This is a genomic window from Microbacterium excoecariae (assembly GCF_011326725.1).
Classification (GTDB): Bacteria; Actinomycetota; Actinomycetes; order Actinomycetales; family Microbacteriaceae; genus Microbacterium; species Microbacterium excoecariae.
Genome location: NZ_JAANCO010000001.1, coordinates 1,051,937 through 1,071,441, shown reverse-complemented (window position 1 = coordinate 1,071,441; position 19,505 = coordinate 1,051,937). Strand labels below are relative to the sequence as shown.

The 19,505-nt window shown below is 71.5% G+C and carries 20 protein-coding genes; 1 reads left to right on the top strand and 19 read right to left on the bottom strand.

Translation table 11 applies throughout. The features are described from left to right. Positions 1 to 6: 6 nt before the first annotated feature. From argH to infC, 17 genes are all read right to left on the bottom strand, one after another. Positions 7 to 1,452, bottom strand: a complete 1,446-nt coding sequence (gene argH, locus G8E01_RS04755) for an argininosuccinate lyase (RefSeq protein WP_166316581.1) — start codon at positions 1,450 to 1,452, stop codon at positions 7 to 9. Then, the gene (locus G8E01_RS04750) at positions 1,449 to 2,567 is read right to left on the bottom strand and encodes a heparan-alpha-glucosaminide N-acetyltransferase domain-containing protein (protein ID WP_166316578.1); all 1,119 of its coding nucleotides are present in this window, start codon (positions 2,565 to 2,567) and stop codon (positions 1,449 to 1,451) included. The genes argH and G8E01_RS04750 overlap by 4 nt, the downstream gene beginning before the upstream one ends. Beyond that, positions 2,540 to 3,469 (bottom strand): ornithine carbamoyltransferase, encoded by a 930-nt coding sequence (argF, locus tag G8E01_RS04745; protein WP_166316575.1) that lies wholly within the window; start codon positions 3,467 to 3,469, stop codon positions 2,540 to 2,542. Before argF ends, G8E01_RS04750 begins: the two co-directional genes overlap by 28 nt. Continuing rightward, on the bottom strand, positions 3,466 to 4,674 hold the full coding sequence (locus G8E01_RS04740; protein ID WP_166316572.1) for an acetylornithine transaminase: 1,209 nt from the start codon (positions 4,672 to 4,674) through the stop codon (positions 3,466 to 3,468). The genes argF and G8E01_RS04740 overlap by 4 nt, the downstream gene beginning before the upstream one ends. Beyond that, positions 4,671 to 5,573: an acetylglutamate kinase gene (argB, locus tag G8E01_RS04735; protein ID WP_166316569.1), complete on the bottom strand. Its 903-nt coding sequence runs from the start codon at positions 5,571 to 5,573 to the stop codon at positions 4,671 to 4,673. The genes G8E01_RS04740 and argB overlap by 4 nt, the downstream gene beginning before the upstream one ends. Beyond that, positions 5,570 to 6,727 carry a bifunctional glutamate N-acetyltransferase/amino-acid acetyltransferase ArgJ gene (gene argJ, locus G8E01_RS04730; RefSeq protein WP_166316566.1) on the bottom strand — a complete coding sequence of 386 codons (1,158 nt, stop codon included), beginning with the start codon at positions 6,725 to 6,727 and terminating at the stop codon, positions 5,570 to 5,572. Before argJ ends, argB begins: the two co-directional genes overlap by 4 nt. Continuing rightward, entirely contained in the window at positions 6,724 to 7,767 is a 1,044-nt protein-coding gene (gene argC / locus G8E01_RS04725; protein WP_166316563.1) for an N-acetyl-gamma-glutamyl-phosphate reductase, read from the bottom strand. Before argC ends, argJ begins: the two co-directional genes overlap by 4 nt. A 218-nt stretch (positions 7,768 to 7,985) precedes the next feature. Next, a complete protein-coding gene (gene pheT, locus G8E01_RS04720) occupies positions 7,986 to 10,484 on the bottom strand; it encodes a phenylalanine--tRNA ligase subunit beta (protein ID WP_166316560.1) in 2,499 nt (832 codons plus the stop codon). After that, complete coding sequence (pheS, locus tag G8E01_RS04715) at positions 10,484 to 11,524, bottom strand: phenylalanine--tRNA ligase subunit alpha (RefSeq protein ID WP_338100743.1); 1,041 nt, start codon at positions 11,522 to 11,524, stop codon at positions 10,484 to 10,486. Before pheS ends, pheT begins: the two co-directional genes overlap by 1 nt. Before the next feature lie 37 nt (positions 11,525 to 11,561). After that, the gene (locus G8E01_RS04710; protein WP_205827217.1) at positions 11,562 to 12,488 is read right to left on the bottom strand and encodes an amino acid ABC transporter permease; all 927 of its coding nucleotides are present in this window, start codon (positions 12,486 to 12,488) and stop codon (positions 11,562 to 11,564) included. Continuing rightward, positions 12,485 to 13,132 (bottom strand): ABC transporter permease subunit, encoded by a 648-nt coding sequence (locus G8E01_RS04705; RefSeq protein WP_166316554.1) that lies wholly within the window; start codon positions 13,130 to 13,132, stop codon positions 12,485 to 12,487. Before G8E01_RS04705 ends, G8E01_RS04710 begins: the two co-directional genes overlap by 4 nt. Before the next feature lie 100 nt (positions 13,133 to 13,232). Then, positions 13,233 to 14,126 carry a glutamate ABC transporter substrate-binding protein gene (locus tag G8E01_RS04700; protein WP_166316551.1) on the bottom strand — a complete coding sequence of 298 codons (894 nt, stop codon included), beginning with the start codon at positions 14,124 to 14,126 and terminating at the stop codon, positions 13,233 to 13,235. Positions 14,127 to 14,189: 63 nt separating this feature from the next. Further along, a complete protein-coding gene (locus G8E01_RS04695; RefSeq protein ID WP_166316548.1) occupies positions 14,190 to 14,930 on the bottom strand; it encodes an amino acid ABC transporter ATP-binding protein in 741 nt (246 codons plus the stop codon). A gap of 67 nt (positions 14,931 to 14,997) precedes the next feature. Continuing rightward, positions 14,998 to 15,837, bottom strand: coding sequence for a TrmH family RNA methyltransferase (locus G8E01_RS04690; RefSeq protein ID WP_166316545.1), 840 nt, complete (start codon positions 15,835 to 15,837; stop codon positions 14,998 to 15,000). Positions 15,838 to 15,923: 86 nt separating this feature from the next. After that, positions 15,924 to 16,307, bottom strand: coding sequence for a 50S ribosomal protein L20 (rplT, locus tag G8E01_RS04685; protein WP_155047813.1), 384 nt, complete (start codon positions 16,305 to 16,307; stop codon positions 15,924 to 15,926). Between the two features lie 38 nt (positions 16,308 to 16,345). After that, on the bottom strand, positions 16,346 to 16,540 hold the full coding sequence (gene rpmI / locus G8E01_RS04680) for a 50S ribosomal protein L35 (RefSeq protein ID WP_155047812.1): 195 nt from the start codon (positions 16,538 to 16,540) through the stop codon (positions 16,346 to 16,348). 84 nt (positions 16,541 to 16,624) lie between these two features. After that, positions 16,625 to 17,230 (bottom strand): translation initiation factor IF-3, encoded by a 606-nt coding sequence (gene infC / locus G8E01_RS04675; RefSeq protein WP_166319730.1) that lies wholly within the window; start codon positions 17,228 to 17,230, stop codon positions 16,625 to 16,627. Positions 17,231 to 17,497: 267 nt separating this feature from the next. Here infC and G8E01_RS04670 point away from each other — a divergent pair, with 267 nt between their 5' ends. Further along, positions 17,498 to 17,920 carry a DUF1844 domain-containing protein gene (locus G8E01_RS04670; RefSeq protein ID WP_155047811.1) on the top strand — a complete coding sequence of 141 codons (423 nt, stop codon included), beginning with the start codon at positions 17,498 to 17,500 and terminating at the stop codon, positions 17,918 to 17,920. 8 nt (positions 17,921 to 17,928) lie between these two features. Here G8E01_RS04670 and G8E01_RS04665 read toward each other — a convergent pair whose 3' ends face one another. Beyond that, positions 17,929 to 18,744, bottom strand: coding sequence for an SseB family protein (locus G8E01_RS04665; protein WP_166316542.1), 816 nt, complete (start codon positions 18,742 to 18,744; stop codon positions 17,929 to 17,931). Next, positions 18,728 to 19,474 (bottom strand): bifunctional 1-(5-phosphoribosyl)-5-((5-phosphoribosylamino)methylideneamino)imidazole-4-carboxamide isomerase/phosphoribosylanthranilate isomerase PriA, encoded by a 747-nt coding sequence (gene priA, locus G8E01_RS04660; RefSeq protein ID WP_166316539.1) that lies wholly within the window; start codon positions 19,472 to 19,474, stop codon positions 18,728 to 18,730. The genes G8E01_RS04665 and priA overlap by 17 nt, the downstream gene beginning before the upstream one ends. Positions 19,475 to 19,505: the final 31 nt, after the last annotated feature.

The window sequence follows — 19,505 nt, the reverse complement described above, 5'->3', positions numbered from 1 at the left end:
CCGATCCTACTCGCCGAGAAGCGCCTGGAACGCCGTGCGGGCGCGGTGGGTGAGCTCCACCCGCTGCTCCGCCACGCGCTCAGGGGCGGTGCCGCCGACGCCAGAGCGCGAGGCCACGGAACCCTCGATCGTGAGGACCTCGCGCACGCCCGGGGTCAGGTGTGCGGAGACCTCGGACAGGAGCGCGTCGTCGGCGCCCTCGAGCCCGATGCCGCGCGCCTCGCAGGCCCGCACCAGCGCGCCGGAGATCTCGTGCGCCTCGCGGAAGGGCACGCCCTGCTTCACGAGCCACTCCGCGACGTCGGTCGCGAGCGAGAAGCCCTCGGGGGCGAGGGCGGCCATGCGCTCCGTGTGGAACACGAGCGTCTGCACCATGCCCGTGAAGGCGGGGAGGACGAGCTCGAGTGTGTCGACCGAGTCGAACACCGGCTCCTTGTCCTCCTGGAGGTCGCGGTTGTAGGCCAGCGGGAGCGCCTTGAGCGTCGCGAGCAGCCCCGACAGGTTGCCGATGAGGCGGCCCGCCTTGCCGCGGGCCAGCTCGGCGATGTCCGGGTTCTTCTTCTGCGGCATGATGCTCGAGCCGGTCGAGTAGCCGTCGTCGAGCGTGACGAAATCGAACTCGCGCGTGTTCCAGAGGATGATTTCCTCGGCGAAGCGCGACAGGTCGATGCCGATCTGGGCGGCGATGAAGGCGAACTCCGCCACGACGTCGCGCGACGCCGTGGCGTCCATCGAGTTCTCCGCGGGGCGATCGAGGCCGAGCTCCCGCGCCACGAGCGCCGGGTCGAGGCCGAGGGTCGACCCGGCGAGCGCGCCGCCGCCGTACGGCGAGGCTCCCGCGCGCACGCGCCAGTCGCGCAGGCGCTCGAGGTCGCGCACGAGCGGCCAGGCGTGCGCCTGCAGGTGATGCGCGAGGAGCACGGGCTGCGCGTGCTGCAGGTGCGTGCGGCCCGGAAGGATCGCGTCCGGGTGCGCCTCGGCCTGCGAGACGAGCGCGTCGATGAGTTGCAGCACCTCGCGCGCGATGATCGCGCCGTGGTCGATGAGGTACATCCGCACGAAGGTCGCGATCTGGTCGTTCCGGCTGCGGCCCGCGCGAAGGCGTCCCCCGAGCTCGGATCCGACCTCGTCGAGCAGGAGCTGCTCCATCGCGCCGTGCACGTCCTCGTCGCCCGGCCGCGGGCGCACCTCGCCCGAGGCGACTTTCTCCGCGAGGCGGTCGAGACCCGCGTGCATCTCGCGCGCGTCCTCCGGCGTCAGGTACCCGGCGGCCTCCAGTGCGGTGGCGTGCGCGTGGGATCCGCGGATGTCGTACGCCGCCAGCTTCCAGTCGAAGTGCGTCGACCGGCTCAGGGCCTCGAGCGCCGCGCTCGGGCCCGACGCGAATCGGCCGCCCCAGAGGGCGCCCTCGTTCGTGCCGTGCGGGGTGGTCTCGGGGTCTTCGCTACTCACGCGCCCAGCCTATCGCCGCCAGGCGTCGCGCCCGGAACCGCGGTCCGCGCCACCCACGCGATCCCCTCCTCGAGCGGCCCCCGCCCCACGAACGCCGCCCACGCGGAGCACGCCGCCAGCGTCGCGAGGGACAACGGCCAGAAGGGCTCGGCGGCCCGGAACCCCGCGAGCGCGCCCAGGTCTCCGCCGCCGGTCGCCGCGATCCATACGGCCCAGACGATCAGCTGCGCGGCGTAGGCCGACAGCGGCATGGATCCGACCGCGCGCAGGGGCCAGACGAGGACGCGGACCGGAGTCCGGCACACGAGCACGCACGTGCCCACGATCGCGATCGCGAGGCCGCCGGATCCGATCATCTCCCCCATGCCGGTCGAGTGCGGCGCGCCGTCGAACGCGGGGGAAAGCGGGACAAGCCGCGGGACCAGACCGAAGCCGAGGATCGCGGCGCCGGACCCGATGCACAACGCGGCTGCCGCGGTCGACAGGCGCGAGAGGTCCGCGCGGCCGAGCGCCATCCCGGCCGCGACGAACGCGATCCACGCAACGAAGGGGTAGTGCCACCCGAGCGCATCCGCGAGCGCCGCGCCGCCCGGGCCCGACCAGATCGGCCACGCGTCGATCGCGGCCACCGCGAACGGCCCGACCACCGCGACGGCCGTGGCGAGCGCGGCGAGCGCCCAGACCGGCAGGCCGAGCATCGGCAGCGCGAGAAGGAACAGGATCCCGTACGCCGGCAGGATGACGTAGACGGGCGTGCCCAGTGCCATGAGCGCGAGCCCCACGAGGAAAATGCACACGGCGCGGACCGCGATGCGGGCGCGCGCGGTGCCCAGCGCCCTCCCGGTCAGGGGCGTGGCGCCGCCGGACACGAGCGCGAGGCTCAGCCCCGCGAGGGTCGCGAACAGGATCGACGAGTTGCCGTTGACGGCCGCGTTCCAGGAGGCGGGGTCCCCGGCGTCGAACAACGTCGCCGTGACGACCACGTGCGCGGCGAACATGCCGAACACGGCGAGCCCGCGCGCCAGATCGACGCCGGGCTCGCGTCCCGCGCCGCCGAGCCGTGCCCGGCGGCGCGGTGCGGTGGTCGCTACACCGCCTGCTGACGCAGCAGCCACACCAACAGCGCCTTCTGCGCGTGCAGGCGGTTCTCCGCCTCGTCCCAGATCACGCTCTGCGGGCCGTCGATGACCTCGGCGTCGACCTCGTATCCGCGATCGGCCGGCAGGCAGTGGATGAACATCGCGTCCGGCTGGGCCAGCTGCATCAGCTCGGTCGTGACCTTGTAGCCGCCGAGGTCGCGGAGCCGCTCGAGCTTCTCCTCCTCCTTGCCCATCGACACCCACGTGTCGGTGACCATGACGTCGGCGCCCGCGGCCGCCTCGTTGACGTCGGTGAGGAGGGTCACGGATCCGCCCGTGGTCTTCGCGATCTCGTCGGCGTCCGCGATGACGTCGGCGCGCGGCGCGTAGTCGGCGGGGCTCGCGACGCGCACGTGCATGCCGGCCATGACGCCGGCGATGACGTACGAGTGCGCCATGTTCGACTTCCCGTCGCCGAAGAACGACATCGTCAGCCCCTGCGTGGCGCCCTTGTGCTCGCGGATCGTCAGGAGGTCCGCGAGCAGCTGGCACGGGTGGAAGTCGTCGCTGAGGGCGTTCACGACCGGGACGGTCGTGTTCGCGGCCATCTGCTCGAGCCCCTCCTGCGCGTAGGTGCGCCACACGATCGCCGAGACCTGGCGCTCGAGCACGCGCGCAGTGTCGGCCGGCGTCTCCTTGCCCCCGAGCTGGCTGCTCGCGGTCGTGATGATCAGCGGGGATCCGCCGAGGTCCGCGATTCCCACCGCGAACGACACGCGCGTCCGGGTCGAGGACTTGTCGAAGATCACCGCGACGGTCTGCGGTCCGGCCAGCGGCTTCTCGCGCCACCTGTCGGCCTTGAGCTCGGCGGCCAGGTCGAGAATCTCGGCCTGCTCCGCGGGCGTGATGCTGTCATCGCGCAGGAAGTGACGCGTCATGCGGGGGTCTCCACTTTCGAGGTGTCGGCGACGGTCGCGAGCGCGCGCCCGAAGAGATCGAGGAACTCGGCGATCTCCGCGTCGCCGACCGTGTAGGCGGGGGCGACGCGGATCACGTCGGCGGTCGGCGCGTTCACGATGAGGCCGAGCCGCAGCGCCTCGGCCGCGACGTTCGCGGCCACGGGCGCGGCGAGCGTGATGCCGACGAGCAGGCCCGCTCCGCGCGTGCCCTTCACGAGCGGCAGGTCCGCCACACCCGCCCGAATCTCCTCGCCGCGGCGGCGCACGTTCGCGAGCAGGTCCTCGTCCTCGATGTGCCCGAGGACGGCGTTCGCCACGGCGCTCGCGAGCGGGTTCCCGCCGAACGTCGAGTTGTGCGTGCCGGGGTAGAACAGCTCGCTCGCGGCCCCGAACGTCACGAGCGCGCCGAGCGGGAACCCGCCCGCGACGCCCTTCGCGACGGTCACCGCGTCCGGGGTGACGCCCGCGGCCTGGAAGGCGAACCACTCCCCCGTGCGCCCGGATCCGGTCTGCACCTCATCGAGGATGAGCAGCGCGTCGTGCTCCGTCGCCAGCTCGCGCGCCCGGGCGAGGAAGCCCGCGGGCAGCTCGACGACGCCCGCCTCGCCCTGGATCGGCTCGATGAAGATCGCCGCGACGCCGCCCTCGGCAAACGCGGCCTCAAGCGCCTCGATCGAGTGCGCGACGGGCCGGGCGCCCGGCATGAGCGGGGCGAACGGATCCTGGTACGCGGCCTTCGGCGTGAGCGCGAGCGCGCCGGTCGAGCGCCCGTGGAAGGCACCCTCGAGGCACAGAATGGTCTCGGCGCCGCGGCTCTGACCGTGCAGCCGCGCGAGCTTGATGGCAGTCTCGTTGGCCTCCGTGCCCGAGTTCGCGAGGAAGACGCGCCCCGCCTCCCCCGTGCCCGCCAGGCGCTTCAGCCGCGCGGCGAGTTCCAGCTGCTGCGGCGTCGCGAAGTAGTTCGACACGTGCGAGAGGGTCCCCGCCTGGCGCGAGACCGCCTCGACGAAAACGGGATGCGCGTGACCGAGGCTGTTCACCGCGATCCCCCCGAGGAAGTCGAGGAAGCGCGTGCCCTCGTCGTCCCACACATGGGATCCGTCGCCCCGCACGAGGTTCGCGAGGCGCCCCCCGAGGCTCATCAGGTCGCGGCCCGCGGCCTGATTCCATTCCGTCTGGCTCATGCCACGACCTCCGTTCCGATTCCGTTGCTGGTGAAGAGTTCGACGAGCACCGAGTGCGGCACGCGGCCGTCGATGATCGATGCCTTCTCGACGCCGCCGTCGACGGCGTCGAGGCAGGCCTGCATCTTGGGGATCATGCCCGACTCGAGCCGGGGCATGAGGTCGCGCAGCTCCGCCGACGTCAGGTGCGACACGAGCGAATCGCGATTCGGCCAGTCGGCGTACAGGCCCGGCACGTCCGTGAGGATCACGAGCTTCTTCGCGCCGAGCGCGCGGGCCAGGGCGCTCGCCGCCGCGTCCGCGTTGATGTTCAGCGTGTGCCCGGGGTTGTCGAGGTCCGGCGCCACCCCCGCGACCACAGGGATCCGGTCGGCGCGCAGGTGATCCAGCACCGGGGTCGGATCCACCTCCTCCACGTTTCCGACGCGGCCGAGGCTCTCCTCGACCCCGTCGATGACGACGCCCCGCCGGCGGCCGCCGAAAAGCGCCGCGTCCTCGCCCGACAGCCCGACGGCGAACGGGCCGTGCGAATTGATCTTCGCGACGAGCTGCGGGTTGATCTGGCCCGTGAGCACCATACGGACGACCGAGATCGCCTCGGTCGACGTCACGCGGTACCCGCCCTTGAACTCGCTCGGGATCGCGAGCCGATCGAGCATGTTCGAGATCTGCGGGCCGCCGCCGTGCACGACCACGGGCTTAATGCCGACGTAGCGCAGGTAGGCGATGTCCTCGGCGAACGCGTCCTGGAGCTCCTCCGAGATCATCGCGTTGCCGCCGTACTTCACGACGACGATCTGGTCGCGGTACTGCTTGAGCCACGGGAGCGACTCGATGAGGGTGGACGCCTTGAACTCGGCTTCCTCGGGGCTCGTCTGCTGCAGATCGATCGGTGTCATGAGGAGTAGGCGCTGTTCTCGTGCACGTAGGCGTGGGTGAGGTCGTTGGTCATGATGGTGGCGGCGTCCGGCCCCACGCGCAGGTCGATGAGCACGTGGGTGTCGCGCGGCGCGAGGTCGACCTCGTCGCGCGGGCGGTCCGGGCCGCCCTGCGTGCACACGCGGACCCCGTTGATCGTGACGTCGACGTCGTACGGGTCGAACTCCGCGTCCGTCGTCCCGATCGCGGCCAGCACGCGGCCCCAGTTCGGGTCGTTGCCGAAGATCGCCGTCTTGAAGAGGTTGTTGCGCGCGACCGACCGGCCGACGACCACCGCGTCGTCCTCGGATGCCGCTCCCACCACCTCGATCCGGATGTCGTGCGAGGCGCCCTCCGCGTCGCGCATGAGCTGCGCGGCGAGGTCGAGACACAGCGCCTGCAGCTCCTCACCGAACGCGTCCGGTTCGGGCACAATCCCGGATGCTCCGGACGCGAGGAGCGTGACCTGGTCGTTCGTCGACATGGCGCCGTCGGAGTCGAGGCGGTCGAACGTCGTCCGCGTCGCGGCGCGGAGCTGGGCATCGGCCGCCTCCGGCGTGAGGTCCGCGTCGGTCGTGAGGACGACGAGCATCGTCGCGAGTCCGGGCGCGAGCATGCCCGCGCCCTTCGCGATCCCGCCGATCGTCCAGCCGTCGCGGGCGCGCACCGCGGTCTTCGGCACGGTGTCCGTTGTCATGATGGCCGCCGCGGCGCGCTCCCCACCGTCGGCCGCGAGCGCGGCGATCGCCCGCTCGGTGCCGTCGAGCACGCGGGTCCGAAACGTCTCGTCGCCCGTGCCGATGAGCCCGGTCGAGCACACGAGCACGTCGATGGCACCGATCCCGAGCAGCTCCGCGGCCCGCTCGGCGGTCTGGTGCGTCGTCTGGAAGCCGAAGGATCCCGTGAAGCAGTTGGCGCCGCCCGAGTTCAGCACGATGGCCCGGGCCGATCCGTCGGAGATCGCCTGCTTCGACCACATGATCGGGTTCGCCTGCGCCCGGTTCGAGGTGAACACGGCGGCCGCGGTGTCGCGCGGTCCGCGGTTGACGATCACCGCCACGTCGGGCTTGCCCGTGCTCTTGAGGCCGGCGGATACGCCCGCCGCCTCGAAGCCCTGCGGTGCGGTCACGCTCATGGCGCTACTCCGTTCGTCGTCAGCGCCCGCCCCTCCGGCAGGCCGAGCGCGATGTTCATCGACTGGATCGCGGCTCCCGCCGTGCCCTTGGTCAGGTTGTCCACGGCCGCCACGACGATCACGCGGTTCGCCGCGCGATCGACGGCGAGGCCGAGAAGCGCGGTGTTGGCGCCGATCACGTCGGCCGTGCGCGGCATCTGGCCCGGCGGCAGGAGCTGCACGAACTCCTCGTCCCCGTACGCCGCCTCCCAGGCACCGCGAATCTCGGCGTCGGTCGCGCCGGGCGCGAGGGGGGCGGAGGAGGTCGCGAGAATACCCCGCGACATCGGCACGATGACGGGCGTGAAGGAGACGCGCGGATCCGCCGCTCCCGCCGCGCGCAGCGCCTGCCGGATCTCCGGAATGTGGCGATGCGTGCCGCCCACCGCGTAGGGATTCGCCGTGCCGAGGATCTCGGACCCCAACAGGTGCGGCTTGAGGCTCTTGCCCGCGCCCGACGGGCCGACGGCGAGCACGCTGACAATGTCGGTCGCGTCGATGACGCCTGCGGCGACGCCGGGGGCCATGCTCAGGGCGACGGTCGAGGCGTTGCAGCCCGGGGCCGCGATGCGCGTGGCGCCCACGAGCGCGTCGCGCTGGCGGCCGCCGGCAGCGACGAGCTCGGGCACGCCGTACGTCCAGGGCTCGTGGAACGCTCCGCCGTAGAAGGCGTCCCAGTCGGCGCGCGACGTGAGGCGGTGGTCGGCCCCCGCGTCGATGACGAGCCCGGCGCCGGCGAGCGCGTCGGTGTATTGGCCCGACTGGCCGTGCGGCAGCGCGAGGAACACAATGTCGTGCCCCGCGAGCGTCTCGGGGGTCGTGGGCTGGAGCTCGAGGTGGCGGAGCGAGCGCAGGTGCGGCTGGTGCAGGGCCAGCGGATCCCCCGCGCTGGAGTGCGCCGTGACCGTGCGGATCTCGACGTCGGGGTGCGCGGCGAGCAACCTGAGAATCTCGCCGCCCGCATAGCCGGAGGCGCCGGAGACGGCAACCGAATACGTCATGACTTCTACCTTAGGGTTCGTGAGCGATGGGGCCTAAGACGGCGGACCGCTCGCGCATCCCGGTTAGGGGTGCGCCACGACGCGGTCCGCCGACATTCGACGGACGCGTCGGCGCGCGGCGACGGGGCCCGTTGCGGGCCGCGCGGTCACCGGCGAAGTCATGCCGCCGAGCGTATCACCCTCCGGCGGCGCGAACCGCCGGAGGGTGACGAACCCGCTCAGTCGCGGAGGGTCGCCCCGAATCGCTCGGCCGCGACGCGGACGCCGGCGGTCTTGGCCTCGGTGGCCTCCGCGGCCGTCAGGGTCCGGTCCTCAGCGCGGAACCGCAGAGCGAATGTCAGGGACTTCTCGCCGCCGGCAATCCCGGATCCGCGGTAATCGTCGACGAGCCGAACGGCCTCGAGGAGGTCGCCCGCCCCCTCCACGAGCGCGCTCTCGACGTCGCCGGCCGGAACGCCCGCGGGCACCACCAGCGAGACGTCCTGCGTCGCGGCCGGGAAGGTGGACAGCGACGACACCGTCACGCGCTCGCCCGCGAGGGCGACGACGCGATCGAGGTCGAGCTCGGCGACCGTGACGCGCCCCACGAGGTCCGCGTCAGCCGCGACGTCGGGGTGCAGCTCGCCGACGTAGCCGACCTCCTCGCCCGCCGCGACGAGGACGCCCGTGCGCCCCGGGTGGAGCGCGGCGCGCTCGGCCTGCGCGACGGTGATCGTCACGCCCGCCGCCTCGGCGATGACCCGCACGGCGTCGAGCGCCTGGGCCAGGCCCGCCGCCTCGGCGGCGCGGCCCGGCTGCTTGGGCGCGATGTCGCCGGCAAAGAGCACCGCGACGTGCCGCGGTTGCGGGGGAATCGCCGCGTCGAGCTCCGCGAGCACGGCGTCCGAGGGACGCTCGCCCAGCGGGGGGATCGTGTCCGTGCCGTAGGCGACGCCGTCGGCCGGCAGGAACACCCCGCCGATCTCGAAGAGCGCGAGGTCGGTCGTCCCCCGGGCGAGGTTGCGGTGCGCCGTCTGCACGAGGCCGGGGACGAGGCTGCGGCGCAGGAACGGTGCCTGCCCGTCGAGCGCGTTCGCCAGCCGCACGCTCGGAAGGTGCCCGCCCGCGGCGGATCCGTGCAGGTCGTTCTGCGCCTCGCTCGTGAACGGGAACGAGGGGGTCTCGACGAGCCCCGCGGCCGCAAGGGAGTTCGCGACGCGCCGGCGCGCGGCCTGCGCGGCCGTGTACCCGCGGCCCGAGGGCGGGGTGGGAAGCAGCGAGGGCACCTTGTCGAGCCCGTCGACGCGCGCGACCTCCTCGGCCAACGTCCACTTGTCCGTGAGGTCGGGGCGCCACGAGGGCGGCGTCGCCGCACAGCCCTCGGGCGTCTCGCGCACCGCGCACCCCACGAGCTCCAGCGTCTCGGCGATACGCGCCGGCGCATAGTCGACGCCGATGAGGCCCGAGACGAAGCCCCGCGGCAGATCGATGTCGTCAGCGGTGCCCTCGACACCGAGCGCGAAGCCCGCCTCGCCGGCGGTTCCGCCCGCGAGCTCCACCATGAGGTCGACCACGCGCTGGGCCGCCACGAGCGGGATCCGCGGGTCGACGCCCCGCTCGAAGCGGCGCGACGCCTCGCTCGGCAGCTTGTGCCGGCGGGCCGTGCGCGCGATCGAGACCATGTCGAACACGGCGGCCTCGATGACCACGTTCGTCGTGTCGTCCTGCAGCTCGGTGGTCTGCCCGCCCATGACGCCGGCGAGCCCGATCGGGCCGGAGTCGTCCGTGATCAGGAGGTCCTCCGCGCTGAGCGTACGGTCCGTGCCGTCGAGCGTCGTGAGGTGCTCGCCGGCGGCCGCGCGGCGCACCGTGATCCCGCCCGACAGCCGGTCGGCGTCGTAGCCGTGGATCGGGTTGCCGAGCTCGAGCATGACGAGGTTCGTGATGTCGATGAGCAGGCCGAGGGGGCGGATCCCCGCGAGCAGCAGCCGCGCCCGCATCCAGGGCGGCGTGGGGCGCGACGCGTCGACGCCCGACACGGTGCGCACGACGAACTCGCGCACGCCGGCGCGTCCGCGCAGCGGGTTCTCGTCCTGGATGCGGACGGGGAACCCGGATCCGGGATCCGTCTCGCCCGCGGGGCGCGCGCCCGGGTCATGGAACGCGGCGCCGGTGGCGAGCGCGTACTCGCGTGCGAGGCCGCGGATCGAGAGCGCATAGCCGCGGTCGGGCGTGACGTTGACGTCGACCGCCTCGCCGTCGAGGCCGAGCAGGGCGATCGCGTCGGATCCGACCTCGGGGTCGAGGCCCCATTCGCCCAGGCGGATGATCCCGTCGTGATCGTCGCCGAGGCCCAGCTCCTTCGCGGAGGCGATCATGCCGTCCGACACATGGCCGTAGGTCTTCCGCGCGGCGATCGGGAAGGGCCCGGGCAGCACGGATCCGGGCAGCGTCACGACGACCTTGTCGCCGGGGTGGAAGTTCTGCGCGCCGCACACGATGCCGCGCGGCTCCGCCTCGCCGACGTCGACCTGGCACCACCGGATGTTCTTGCCGTTCTTCTGCGGCTCGACGTCGAAGGAGAGGACCTTCCCGACGACGACGGGACCCGTCACTCCGAACCCGATCGCCTCCTCCTCCTCGAAGCCGACCGACACGAACGACGCGAACACGTCGTCGGTCGTCGCCCCAGCAGGAACCTCGACGAACTCACGCAGCCACGAGATCGGGACGCGCATCACACCACCATCCCGAACTGCTCGCTGAAGCGGACATCGCCCTCGGCCATGTCCCGCATGTCCTGTACGTCGCTGCGGAACATGAGCGCCCGCTCGATCCCGATTCCGAACGCGAAACCGCTGTAGACCTCGGGGTCGATCCCCGCCGCGCGGAGCACGTTGGGGTTGACCATGCCGCACCCGCCCCACTCGATCCAGCGCGCGCCGCCCTTGAAGGTCGGGTGCCACAGGTCGAACTCAGCCGACGGCTCCGTGAACGGGAAGTAGTTCGTGCGCAGGCGGGTCTTGGCCTCGGCGCCGAAGAGCTGCTTCGCGAGGTGGTCGAGGGTGCCCTTGAGGTGCGCCATCGTGATGCCCTTGTCGACGACGAGGCCCTCGGCCTGCGTGAACACCGGCAGGTGGGTCGCATCGAACTCGTCGGTGCGATAGACCCGGCCCGGGCACAGGACGTAGATCGGCAGGTCGCGGTCGAGCATCGACCGCACCTGCACGGGGCTCGTATGGGTGCGCATGACGAGGTGGCGCTGGACCGGATCCACGAAGAACGTGTCCTGCAGCTGGCGGGCGGGGTGGTCCTCGTCGAAGTTCAGCGCGTCGAAGTTGAACCACTCGTGCTCGAGCTCGGGGCCCTCGGCGATCTCCCACCCCATGCCGACGAAGAGGTCGCTGATCTGCTCCTGCATGACGGCGAGCGGGTGGCGCGCGCCCGTGCGCGTGCGCGGGGCGACCGCCGTGATGTCGATCCGCTCGGCCTCGAGGCGGGCGGCCACCTCGGCGGCGGCGAGCGCCTGCTCGCGCGCGGCGAACGCCTGGTTCACCCGACCGCGCGCCTGCCCCACGAGCTTGCCGAACTCGGCCTTGTGCTCCTTCGGGACGTGGCGCATCTGCGCGTTGAGCGCGGCGAGCACGCTTCCCTCGCCCTGGTGGGCGGCGCGGGCGCGCTTGAGCTCGGCGGTATCGGGCGCGGCGTCGGCGGCGGCGAGCGCCTCCGCGACCGCGGCCTCCACCGCCTCGGGGGTGATGGCAGGGATGTCAGACACGAGACCCGAGTCTAGTTGCTGACGGCTCCCGGGCCGCTCAGCGGGCGGCGCCGCCCGGATCCGCCTGAGTGTCGCCGGCGACCTGCTGGGCCGCGATGACCGACGTCACGGTCGCGTCGTGCGCGCGGGGGTCCTCCGCGGCGGTCCCGCGCGTGCGCGGCGAGGCCGCCGTGCGCTTCTCGACGAGGCGCACCAGCGCCGACAGCGCCAGGCACATCGCGATGTAGATCGCCCCGATGACGATCGCGGCGGGGATGTAGGGCCGGCCGGTCTGCAGGTTGCCGCCGATCAGCTTGGCCACGTAGAGAAGCTCCTCGTACGTGATGATCGAGCCGAGTGCCGTGTCCTTCAGCGCGACGACGAGCTGGGCGAGGATGACCGGCAGCATGGAGCGGACCGCCTGCGGCATGAGGATGAAGGTCATCACGCCGGTCTTGCGCAGTCCGATCGCGTAGCCGGCCTCGCTCTGGCCGCCGGGGAGCGCGACGACGCCCGCGCGCAGCGCCTCGGCGATCACGGATCCGTTGTAGACGATCAGTGCGACGACGACGGCGAGGTACGGCGACACCGAGACGCCGACCGACGGGAGCCCGTAGTACAGGATCATCATGAGGATCAGCACGGGGATCGCGCGGAAGACCTCGGTGATGACGGTGAACGGCGTGCGCACCCAGGCGTGATCCGACAGGCGCCCGATCGCGAGGACGAACGCGAGCACGATGGATCCGACGGCCGCCGTGACGAACGCCCCGAGCGTCTTGCCGATCGCGGGGATGATCAGGTCGGTCCAGAGATAGGTGTAGGTGAAGACCGACCACTTCTCGGCCGTCAGCTGGCCCGTGTCCACGAAGCGCCACAGCAGCCAGCCGATCAGGGCGGCGATGACGACGACGGTCACGCCGCCGATCACCCGGTTGCGCGCGACGGCCTTCGGGCCGGGGACGTCGTACAGGACGGAGCTCATCGGATGACCTTCCATCGCGTCTCGAGCGTTCGCTGCAGCCAGCTGAGCAGCAGCACCATGGCGACGAAGAACGCCGCGATCCAGAGGAGGACGACCATGGCCGGCTCGCCGCGCTCCGAGAGGTTGGCGCGCAGCGACCCCAGCTCCACGACCGAGAAGCCCGCGGCGATCGTCGTGTTCTTCAGCAGAGCGATGAACACGCTCATCATGGGCGGCACGATCGAGCGGAACGCCTGCGGGAGGACCACGAGAGTCATGACCTGGCCGAACGGCAGGCCGATGGCGCGGGCGGCCTCCGCCTGGCCGACGGGAACCGTGCCGATTCCCGCGCGCAGGACCTCGGCGACGTAGGTCGCCGTGTAGAAGCCGAGGGCGAGGATCGCGAGCGAGGTGAAGCTCAGGTCCACGATGTCGAGGGCCGGGAACCCCAGGGCGAAGAAGAAGAAGATCAGGGTCAGCGGGGTGTTGCGCACGAGGTTGACGTACGCGGTTCCCACGGCGCGCGCGATCGGGACGGGCGAGACGCGCATGGCGCCGACGATCGTGCCGAGGACGAGGGCCATGAGCCCGCTCGCGACGAACAGGACCACGGTGTTCCGGAGCGCCACGCCCCAGAGATCGAGGTTGTCGAGCAGCGTATCCACGCCGCGCCTCCTTCGCTGATGTGCTTCTCGGGGAAGCGATGGTGCGGTGGCCGGCCACGAGGCCGGCCACCGCGGGAGGATCCGAAACGGATCCGGCGGATCAGTAGCGGTCGACCGCCGGCTGCTCGGGCGTCACGCCCGCGTCGCCGAGCTCCTGGTCGAAGATGGCCGACCAGGTGTCGCCGCCCTCCTCCAGCGTGGTGTTGAAGAAGTCGCGCAGCGCGTCGTCGCCCTTCGGCACGCCGATGCCGTAGAGCTCCTCGCTGAAGGGCTCGCCGACGATCTTCAGCTCGTCCGGGTACTGCGCCGCGTAGCCGATGAGGATGAGCTCGTCGGTCGTGACGGCGTCCACCGTGCCGTTGAGGAGGGCGTCGACACACTGCGTGTAGGTGTCGAACTCCTCCGTCTGCGCGTCGTAGTTGTCGCGGATGTTCTGGATCGGGGTCGATCCCGTCGCCGAGCAGACCGTGACGTCGCTCGTGAGGTCGGCGTCGGACGCGATGTCGCTGTCCGCGGCGACCAGCAGGCCCTGGCCCGTCGCGAAGTACGGGCCGGCGAAGTCGATCTGCTGCTTGCGCTCGTCCGTGATCGAGTAGGTGCCGACGTAGAAGTCGACGTCACCGTTGATGAGGGCCTGCTCACGGTTGGCGGACGGGATGGCCTGCCAGTCGATCTGGTCCTCGGAGAAGCCGAGCGAGGCGGCCATCCAGCGGGCGATTTCGACGTCGAAGCCGGTGCGCTCGCCGGTCGTCGCGTCGAGGTAGCCGAGGCCGGGCTGGTCTTCCTTGACGCCGATCGTGACCTCGTCGGCATCGACCATGGCGTCGTAGGTCGGGCTGCCCTCGAGCGAGACGTCGCTCGCGACCTCGTAGGGCGCCTCGGCGTCGCCGCCGTCGCCCGCGTCGCCCGAGGGCGTGCCGCTGTTGCAGGCCGTCAGCGTGAACAGCGCGCCGGCGGCCAGGCCGGCCGCCGCGATGGTGCGGAACTTTCGCATGGTGTCCTCCTGGTGAGTGAAGGCGTCGCGTGCTGTCGCGGCGCCGGGAAGGGATCCGAAAAGTCAGTTCGTGATGAGCTTCGACAGGAAGTCCTTCGCCCTGTCGGACCGGGGGTTCGTGAAGAACTCCTCGGGGGTCGCCTCCTCGACGATCTCCCCGTCTGCCATGAACACGACGCGGTCGGCGGCCTTGCGCGCAAAGCCCATCTCGTGGGTGACGACGACCATCGTCATGCCCTCCTTGGCGAGCCCCACCATCACGTCGAGGACCTCATTGATCATCTCGGGGTCCAGGGCGCTGGTCGGCTCGTCGAAGAGCATGACCTTGGGGTGCATCGCGAGCGAGCGCGCGATCGCGACGCGCTGCTGCTGGCCACCCGAGAGCTGCGCCGGCAGTTTGTCGGCCTGGTGGGCAATGCCCACGCGGTCGAGGAGCTCGCGCGCCTGGTTCTCGGCGTCGGACTTCTTCATGCCGCGCACGCGGATGGGGCCGAGCGTGACGTTCTCGAGGATCGTCAGATGGCTGAAGAGGTTGAACGACTGGAAGACCATCCCGACGTCGGCGCGGAGCGCCGCGAGGGCCTTGCCCTCCTTCGGGAGCTCCTTGCCGTCGATCGTGATGGATCCGCTCGTGATCGTCTCGAGGCGGTTGATCGTGCGGCACAGCGTCGACTTGCCCGACCCCGAGGGGCCGATGACGACCACGACCTCGCCGCGCGAGACCGTGAGGTCGATGTTCTTGAGGGCGTGGAAGTCGCCGTAGTGCTTCTCGACGGCGTCGATGACGACAAGGGGCTCAGCCATGTCGCGAGCCTAGACGCTCGCGCGCGGAAAGCACCACCGGCCGCGCGGGCGAAACGCGGTTGTTACCTCAGCCGGCCGCCGGGCGCGCCGATCGCTGCGCGAACGCCGTCTCGTACAGGCACACGCTCGCGGCGGTCGCGAGGTTGAGCGACTCGGCGTGGCCGTAGATGGGAAGCCGAAGCGCGCCGTCGCAGAGCTCAAGCGCCTCGTCCGTCAGGCCGCGGGCCTCGTTCCCGAAGACCCAGGCGGTCGGGGCCTCGAGGCGCCCCTCGGTCCGCGCCGCGAGGATGTCCTCGCCCTTGACGTCGGCCGCGAGCACCTGCAGGCCCGCCCTCCGCGCGCGGCCCGCAACGTCGGCGAGGTCCGCCTCGACCGCGAACGGCACGTGGAACAGCGACCCGGTGGTCGAGCGGACCACCTTGGGGTTGAACGGGTCCACGGTGCGCCCCGTCAGGACGAGCCCGTCGGCCCCGGCCGCGTCCGCGGCCCGCATGATCGTGCCGAGGTTGCCGGGATCCCGCACCTCCTCGCACACGACGATGAGCCGCGGCGTCGCCGTGTCCCCCAGGATGTCCTTGAGCGCCGTCGGGTTCTGGCGCGCGACCGCGACGAAGCCCTGCGGCGTGACGGTGTCCGCCATCGCCGCGACGACGTCCTCGTCGGCGTACTCCCACGTCAGGTCGGGGTTCTCCGCCTGCGCGTCGTCGATCAGCGCGCGGATGTCGCCGTGCTTCTCCAGCCCGGTGGGCGTGACGTAGAGCTGCTCGACGAGGTCGGGGCGGGCCGTGAGGGCCTCGCGCACCGCCTGCGGCCCCTCCAGGAGGAACCGTCCCGTCTCGCGGCGGGCGCTCCTCTGGCCCAGCTTGCGGATGGAGCGGACACGGGCGGCGCGGGGATTCTCAAGCACCCCTGGATTCTACGGATCCGCTGGCCCCCGCGCGCGACAAAGGGCCGCCTCCCCGAAACGGGGAGACGGCCCTTGAGCGAAGGTGCTTACGCGGCCTTCGGGGCGTTGACGTCGCCCGGCAGCGCGCCCTTGGCGACCTCGACGAGCGTCGCGAACGTGGCGGGCTCGTTCACGGCCAGCTCGGCGAGCATGCGACGGTCCACCTCGACACCCGCGAGGCCGAGGCCCTGGATGAAGCGGTTGTACGTGAGGCCGTTCGCGCGGCTCGCGGCGTTGATGCGCTGGATCCACAGGCGGCGGAAGTCGCCCTTGCGCTTGCGACGGTCGCGGTACGCGTAGACGAGCGAGTGGGTGACCTGCTCCTTCGCCTTGCGGTACAGGCGCGAACGCTGGCCGCGGTAGCCCGAGGCACGCTCGAGGATGACGCGACGCTTCTTGTGCGCGTTGACTGCGCGCTTAACTCTTGCCATGGTGACGTTTCCTTAACGAGTAACGAGTTTCGAGCCGCTCAGCGACCGAGGAGCTTCTTGACGGTCTTGACGTCGTTGCCCGAGATGATCTGGTCCTGGTTCAGGCGACGCGTGCGACGGCTCGACTTGTGCTCGAGGTTGTGGCGCATGCCCGCCTGCTGCTTCTTGATCTTGCCGCTGCCGGTGATCTTGAAGCGCTTCTTGGAACCCGAGTGGGTCTTCTGCTTCGGCATTCTTCGTGACTTTCCTTGACGTGTGCGCCCGCGAGGGGCGACGGGGGTGCTGCCCGCCTCTCGGCGAGAAGGCGTATGGGGTGACTACTCGCCCTCGGGGGCCTTGACGGCGTGCTTCGCGTCGCGCGCCGCCTGCTTGTTCGCGGCGCGCTGGGCGTTCTGCTCGGCCTTGGCCTCGGACTTGTTCTTGACCGGTGCGATGATCATGACCATGTTGCGGCCGTCGATCTTGGGGCGAGACTCGACCGAGCCGAGCTCCGCCACCTCCTCGGCGAACTTCATCAGCAGGCGCACGCCCATCTCGGGGCGCTGCTGCTCGCGGCCGCGGAACAGGATCATGGCCTTGACCTTGTCTCCGGCCTTGAGGAATCCCTCGGCGCGCTTGCGCTTCGTTTCGTAATCGTGCTGATCGATCTTCAGGCGGAAGCGAACTTCCTTGAGAACCGTGTTGGCCTGGTTGCGGCGCGCTTCCTTAGCCTTCTGTGCGGTCTCGTACTTGAACTTCCCGTAGTCCATGATCTTGGCCACGGGAGGCCGCGAGTTCGGAGCCACCTCGACGAGGTCGAGGTCGGCCTCCTGCGCGAGGCGGAGCGCAACCTCGCTGCGGACGACGCCGATCTGTTCGCCACCCGGGCCGATGAGACGGACCTCGGGAACACGAATGCGCTCGTTGATGCGGGGATCGCTGATGCGGAACTCCTAGGGTGCGGTAGTCGATGAGCCACCGTCGCGCGAGGATCGCGCGACGGGCGGGAGAGACACCTGCATCCACCCGTGCGATACGCGTTCGCACGCCATCACCCAACGGACGGGCGCGCGGCCCGTCCCGACTCGCCGTGCGGCGAGCGGAGTGTTGCATGACCCGGTAGCCTGAAGCGGCAAGCGCGGGTGGGATGAAGATCCTCTTTCGTCCGAAATCACTTTCGGAGCCCGGAGAAGTCTAGCAGAAGGCAGCACATGAGCACCATCCCCGGCGGATCCGCCCCCCACGCGCACGCATTCGACGCGGAGCGCGTCGCCCGCTGGGAGGAGCAGGAGCGGGCGGGAGCCGACGTTCAGGCCACCCGCGACATCGCCGACGTCGCCGCCGTCGAGGTCATCGCCTCGTCGTGTGTGCACCTCATGAGCGCGGCCGCGGTCAAGCTCGGCCTGGGCGAGGAGGAGGCGGCCGAGGAGCTGCTCGACCTGGACGAGGCCCGCAAGCTCATCAACGCGCTCGCCGGCCTCGTGACGGCCGCGGCGCCCGAGATCAGCGACATGCACGCGCGCCCCATCCGCGACGGGCTGCGCTCGCTGCAGCTGCGATTCCGAGAGATCTCGTCGATCCCGGACGCGCCGGGCAAGGGCCCCGGCGAGAAGTTCACCGGCCCCGTCATCTGACGCGCGGGTCAGTCGCGGCTCGCCTCGAGCGCGACCTTCATCGAGTCGACGAGCACGGCGATTCGGTCGTCCGCGGCCCAGCGGCCGGCGAGCCGGGTCAGCACGGCGTCGAGCTCGGCGCGATCCAGCCCGCGCGCGAGGCTCAGGGTGACGAGCGTCTCGGGGCCGCGCAGCCGCGCCTCGGGGTCTCCCGGGGAGACGCGGACGCCGTGCACCGCGAGCTCGGACGCGATGGCGGCCTCAAAGGCGAGGACGAGCTCGGGGGTCCGCCACGGCGGCGACCAGGGCTGTTCCTGCGCGATCGCCCAGATCGCGGGGCGGCGCACGACGAACTCGGTCGGGCTCGTCGGATCGATGACGAGCAGGTCCGTGTCGTCCCCCGCCGCCGCGAGCGCGGCGCGCGTCCCCGCGACGGGGATGGGCCGCGCGTCGGGGTTCCAGGCCCGGAGTGTGTCGACGCTCGTAAACGCGGGGAGCACCGCGCGCCCGTCCGGGGCGCGCACCGTCACGATCGAGAGCTCCTGCGTCTTGTCGACCGCGAGCCCCGAGGGCGCCAGGCCCTCCTCGCCCTTCTCCGCGACGAGCGGCACCAGCACGCGCGCGGCGCGGAGGGCGTCGACGACGTCCTCCTCGCGCGCCGTGCCGTCGCGGAATCCCGTCAGCGCGGCGTGCAGCGCGGGATCCGCGGATCCGTCGTCGCCGGCGGCTGGGTTCGGGGAGAAGGTGCGCCCCTCCCACGGCTGGCCCGCCGAGTCCGCGCCGCCCGCGAGGGCGGCGAGGTGCTCCGGGAGAGCCGGTCGATCCGCGTCAGACGGACGCGACATCCAGCGCCTCGGCCAGCGTGAAGGCGCCCGAGTACAGCGCCTTGCCGACGATCGCGCCCTCGACGCCCTGCGGCACGAGATCGCGGAGCTCGGCGATGTCGTCGAGGCTGGCGATGCCGCCGGAGGCGACGACGGGCTTATCCGTGCGCTCGGTCATGGCCGTGAGCAGCTCGGTGTTCGGGCCGCGCAGCGTGCCGTCCTTCGTGACGTCCGTGACGACGTAGCGCGCGCAGTTCGCCTTCTCGAGGCGGGCGAGCACGTCCCACAGGTCGCCGCCCTCCTTCGTCCAGCCCCGCGCCGCGAGCGTCGTGCCGCGCACGTCGAGGCCCACGGCGATCGCCTCGCCGTAGCGCGCGATCACCGCCTCGGTCCAGTCGGGGTTCTCGAGGGCCGCCGTGCCGAGGTTGACACGCTGCGCGCCCGAGGCGAGGGCCGCCTCCAGCGAGGCGTCGTCGCGGATCCCGCCCGAGATCTCGACGTTAACGCCCTTCATGTGCTTGATGACCTTGCGCAGGATGCCCGCGTTGGAGCCGCGCCCGAAGGCTGCGTCGAGGTCGACCAGGTGCAGCCACTCGGCCCCCTGGTCCTTCCACTGCTCGGCCGCCTCGATGGGGTCGCCGTAGCTCGTCTCGGAGCCGGCCTCGCCCTGCGTGAGGCGGACGGCGCGACCGCCCGCAACGTCGACGGCGGGCAGAAGGATCAGTCCTGGTGTGGACGCGAAATCGTTCATCTCTCCTCGATGGCCGCGGGACCCTCCCGCG

What these genes read in the sequence shown, in the direction of transcription:
- argF (WP_166316575.1), bottom strand. Translation starts at nt 3,469, where the DNA reads ATGACGCGTCACTTCCTGCGCGATGACAGCATCACGCCCGCGGAGCAG.
- G8E01_RS04740 (WP_166316572.1), bottom strand. Translation starts at nt 4,674, where the DNA reads ATGAGCCAGACGGAATGGAATCAGGCCGCGGGCCGCGACCTGATGAGC.
- argB (WP_166316569.1), bottom strand. Translation starts at nt 5,573, where the DNA reads ATGACACCGATCGATCTGCAGCAGACGAGCCCCGAGGAAGCCGAGTTC.
- argJ (WP_166316566.1), bottom strand. Translation starts at nt 6,727, where the DNA reads ATGAGCGTGACCGCACCGCAGGGCTTCGAGGCGGCGGGCGTATCCGCC.
- argC (WP_166316563.1), bottom strand. Translation starts at nt 7,767, where the DNA reads ATGACGTATTCGGTTGCCGTCTCCGGCGCCTCCGGCTATGCGGGCGGC.
- pheT (WP_166316560.1), bottom strand. Translation starts at nt 10,484, where the DNA reads ATGCGCGTCCCGATCTCGTGGCTGCGTGAGTTCGTCGAGGTTCCTGCT.
- G8E01_RS04710 (WP_205827217.1), bottom strand. Translation starts at nt 12,488, where the DNA reads ATGAGCTCCGTCCTGTACGACGTCCCCGGCCCGAAGGCCGTCGCGCGC.
- G8E01_RS04700 (WP_166316551.1), bottom strand. Translation starts at nt 14,126, where the DNA reads ATGCGAAAGTTCCGCACCATCGCGGCGGCCGGCCTGGCCGCCGGCGCG.
- G8E01_RS04695 (WP_166316548.1), bottom strand. Translation starts at nt 14,930, where the DNA reads ATGGCTGAGCCCCTTGTCGTCATCGACGCCGTCGAGAAGCACTACGGC.
- rplT (WP_155047813.1), bottom strand. Translation starts at nt 16,307, where the DNA reads ATGGCAAGAGTTAAGCGCGCAGTCAACGCGCACAAGAAGCGTCGCGTC.
- rpmI (WP_155047812.1), bottom strand. Translation starts at nt 16,540, where the DNA reads ATGCCGAAGCAGAAGACCCACTCGGGTTCCAAGAAGCGCTTCAAGATC.
- G8E01_RS04670 (WP_155047811.1), top strand. Translation starts at nt 17,498, where the DNA reads ATGAGCACCATCCCCGGCGGATCCGCCCCCCACGCGCACGCATTCGAC.
- G8E01_RS04665 (WP_166316542.1), bottom strand. Translation starts at nt 18,744, where the DNA reads ATGTCGCGTCCGTCTGACGCGGATCGACCGGCTCTCCCGGAGCACCTC.
- priA (WP_166316539.1), bottom strand. Translation starts at nt 19,474, where the DNA reads ATGAACGATTTCGCGTCCACACCAGGACTGATCCTTCTGCCCGCCGTC.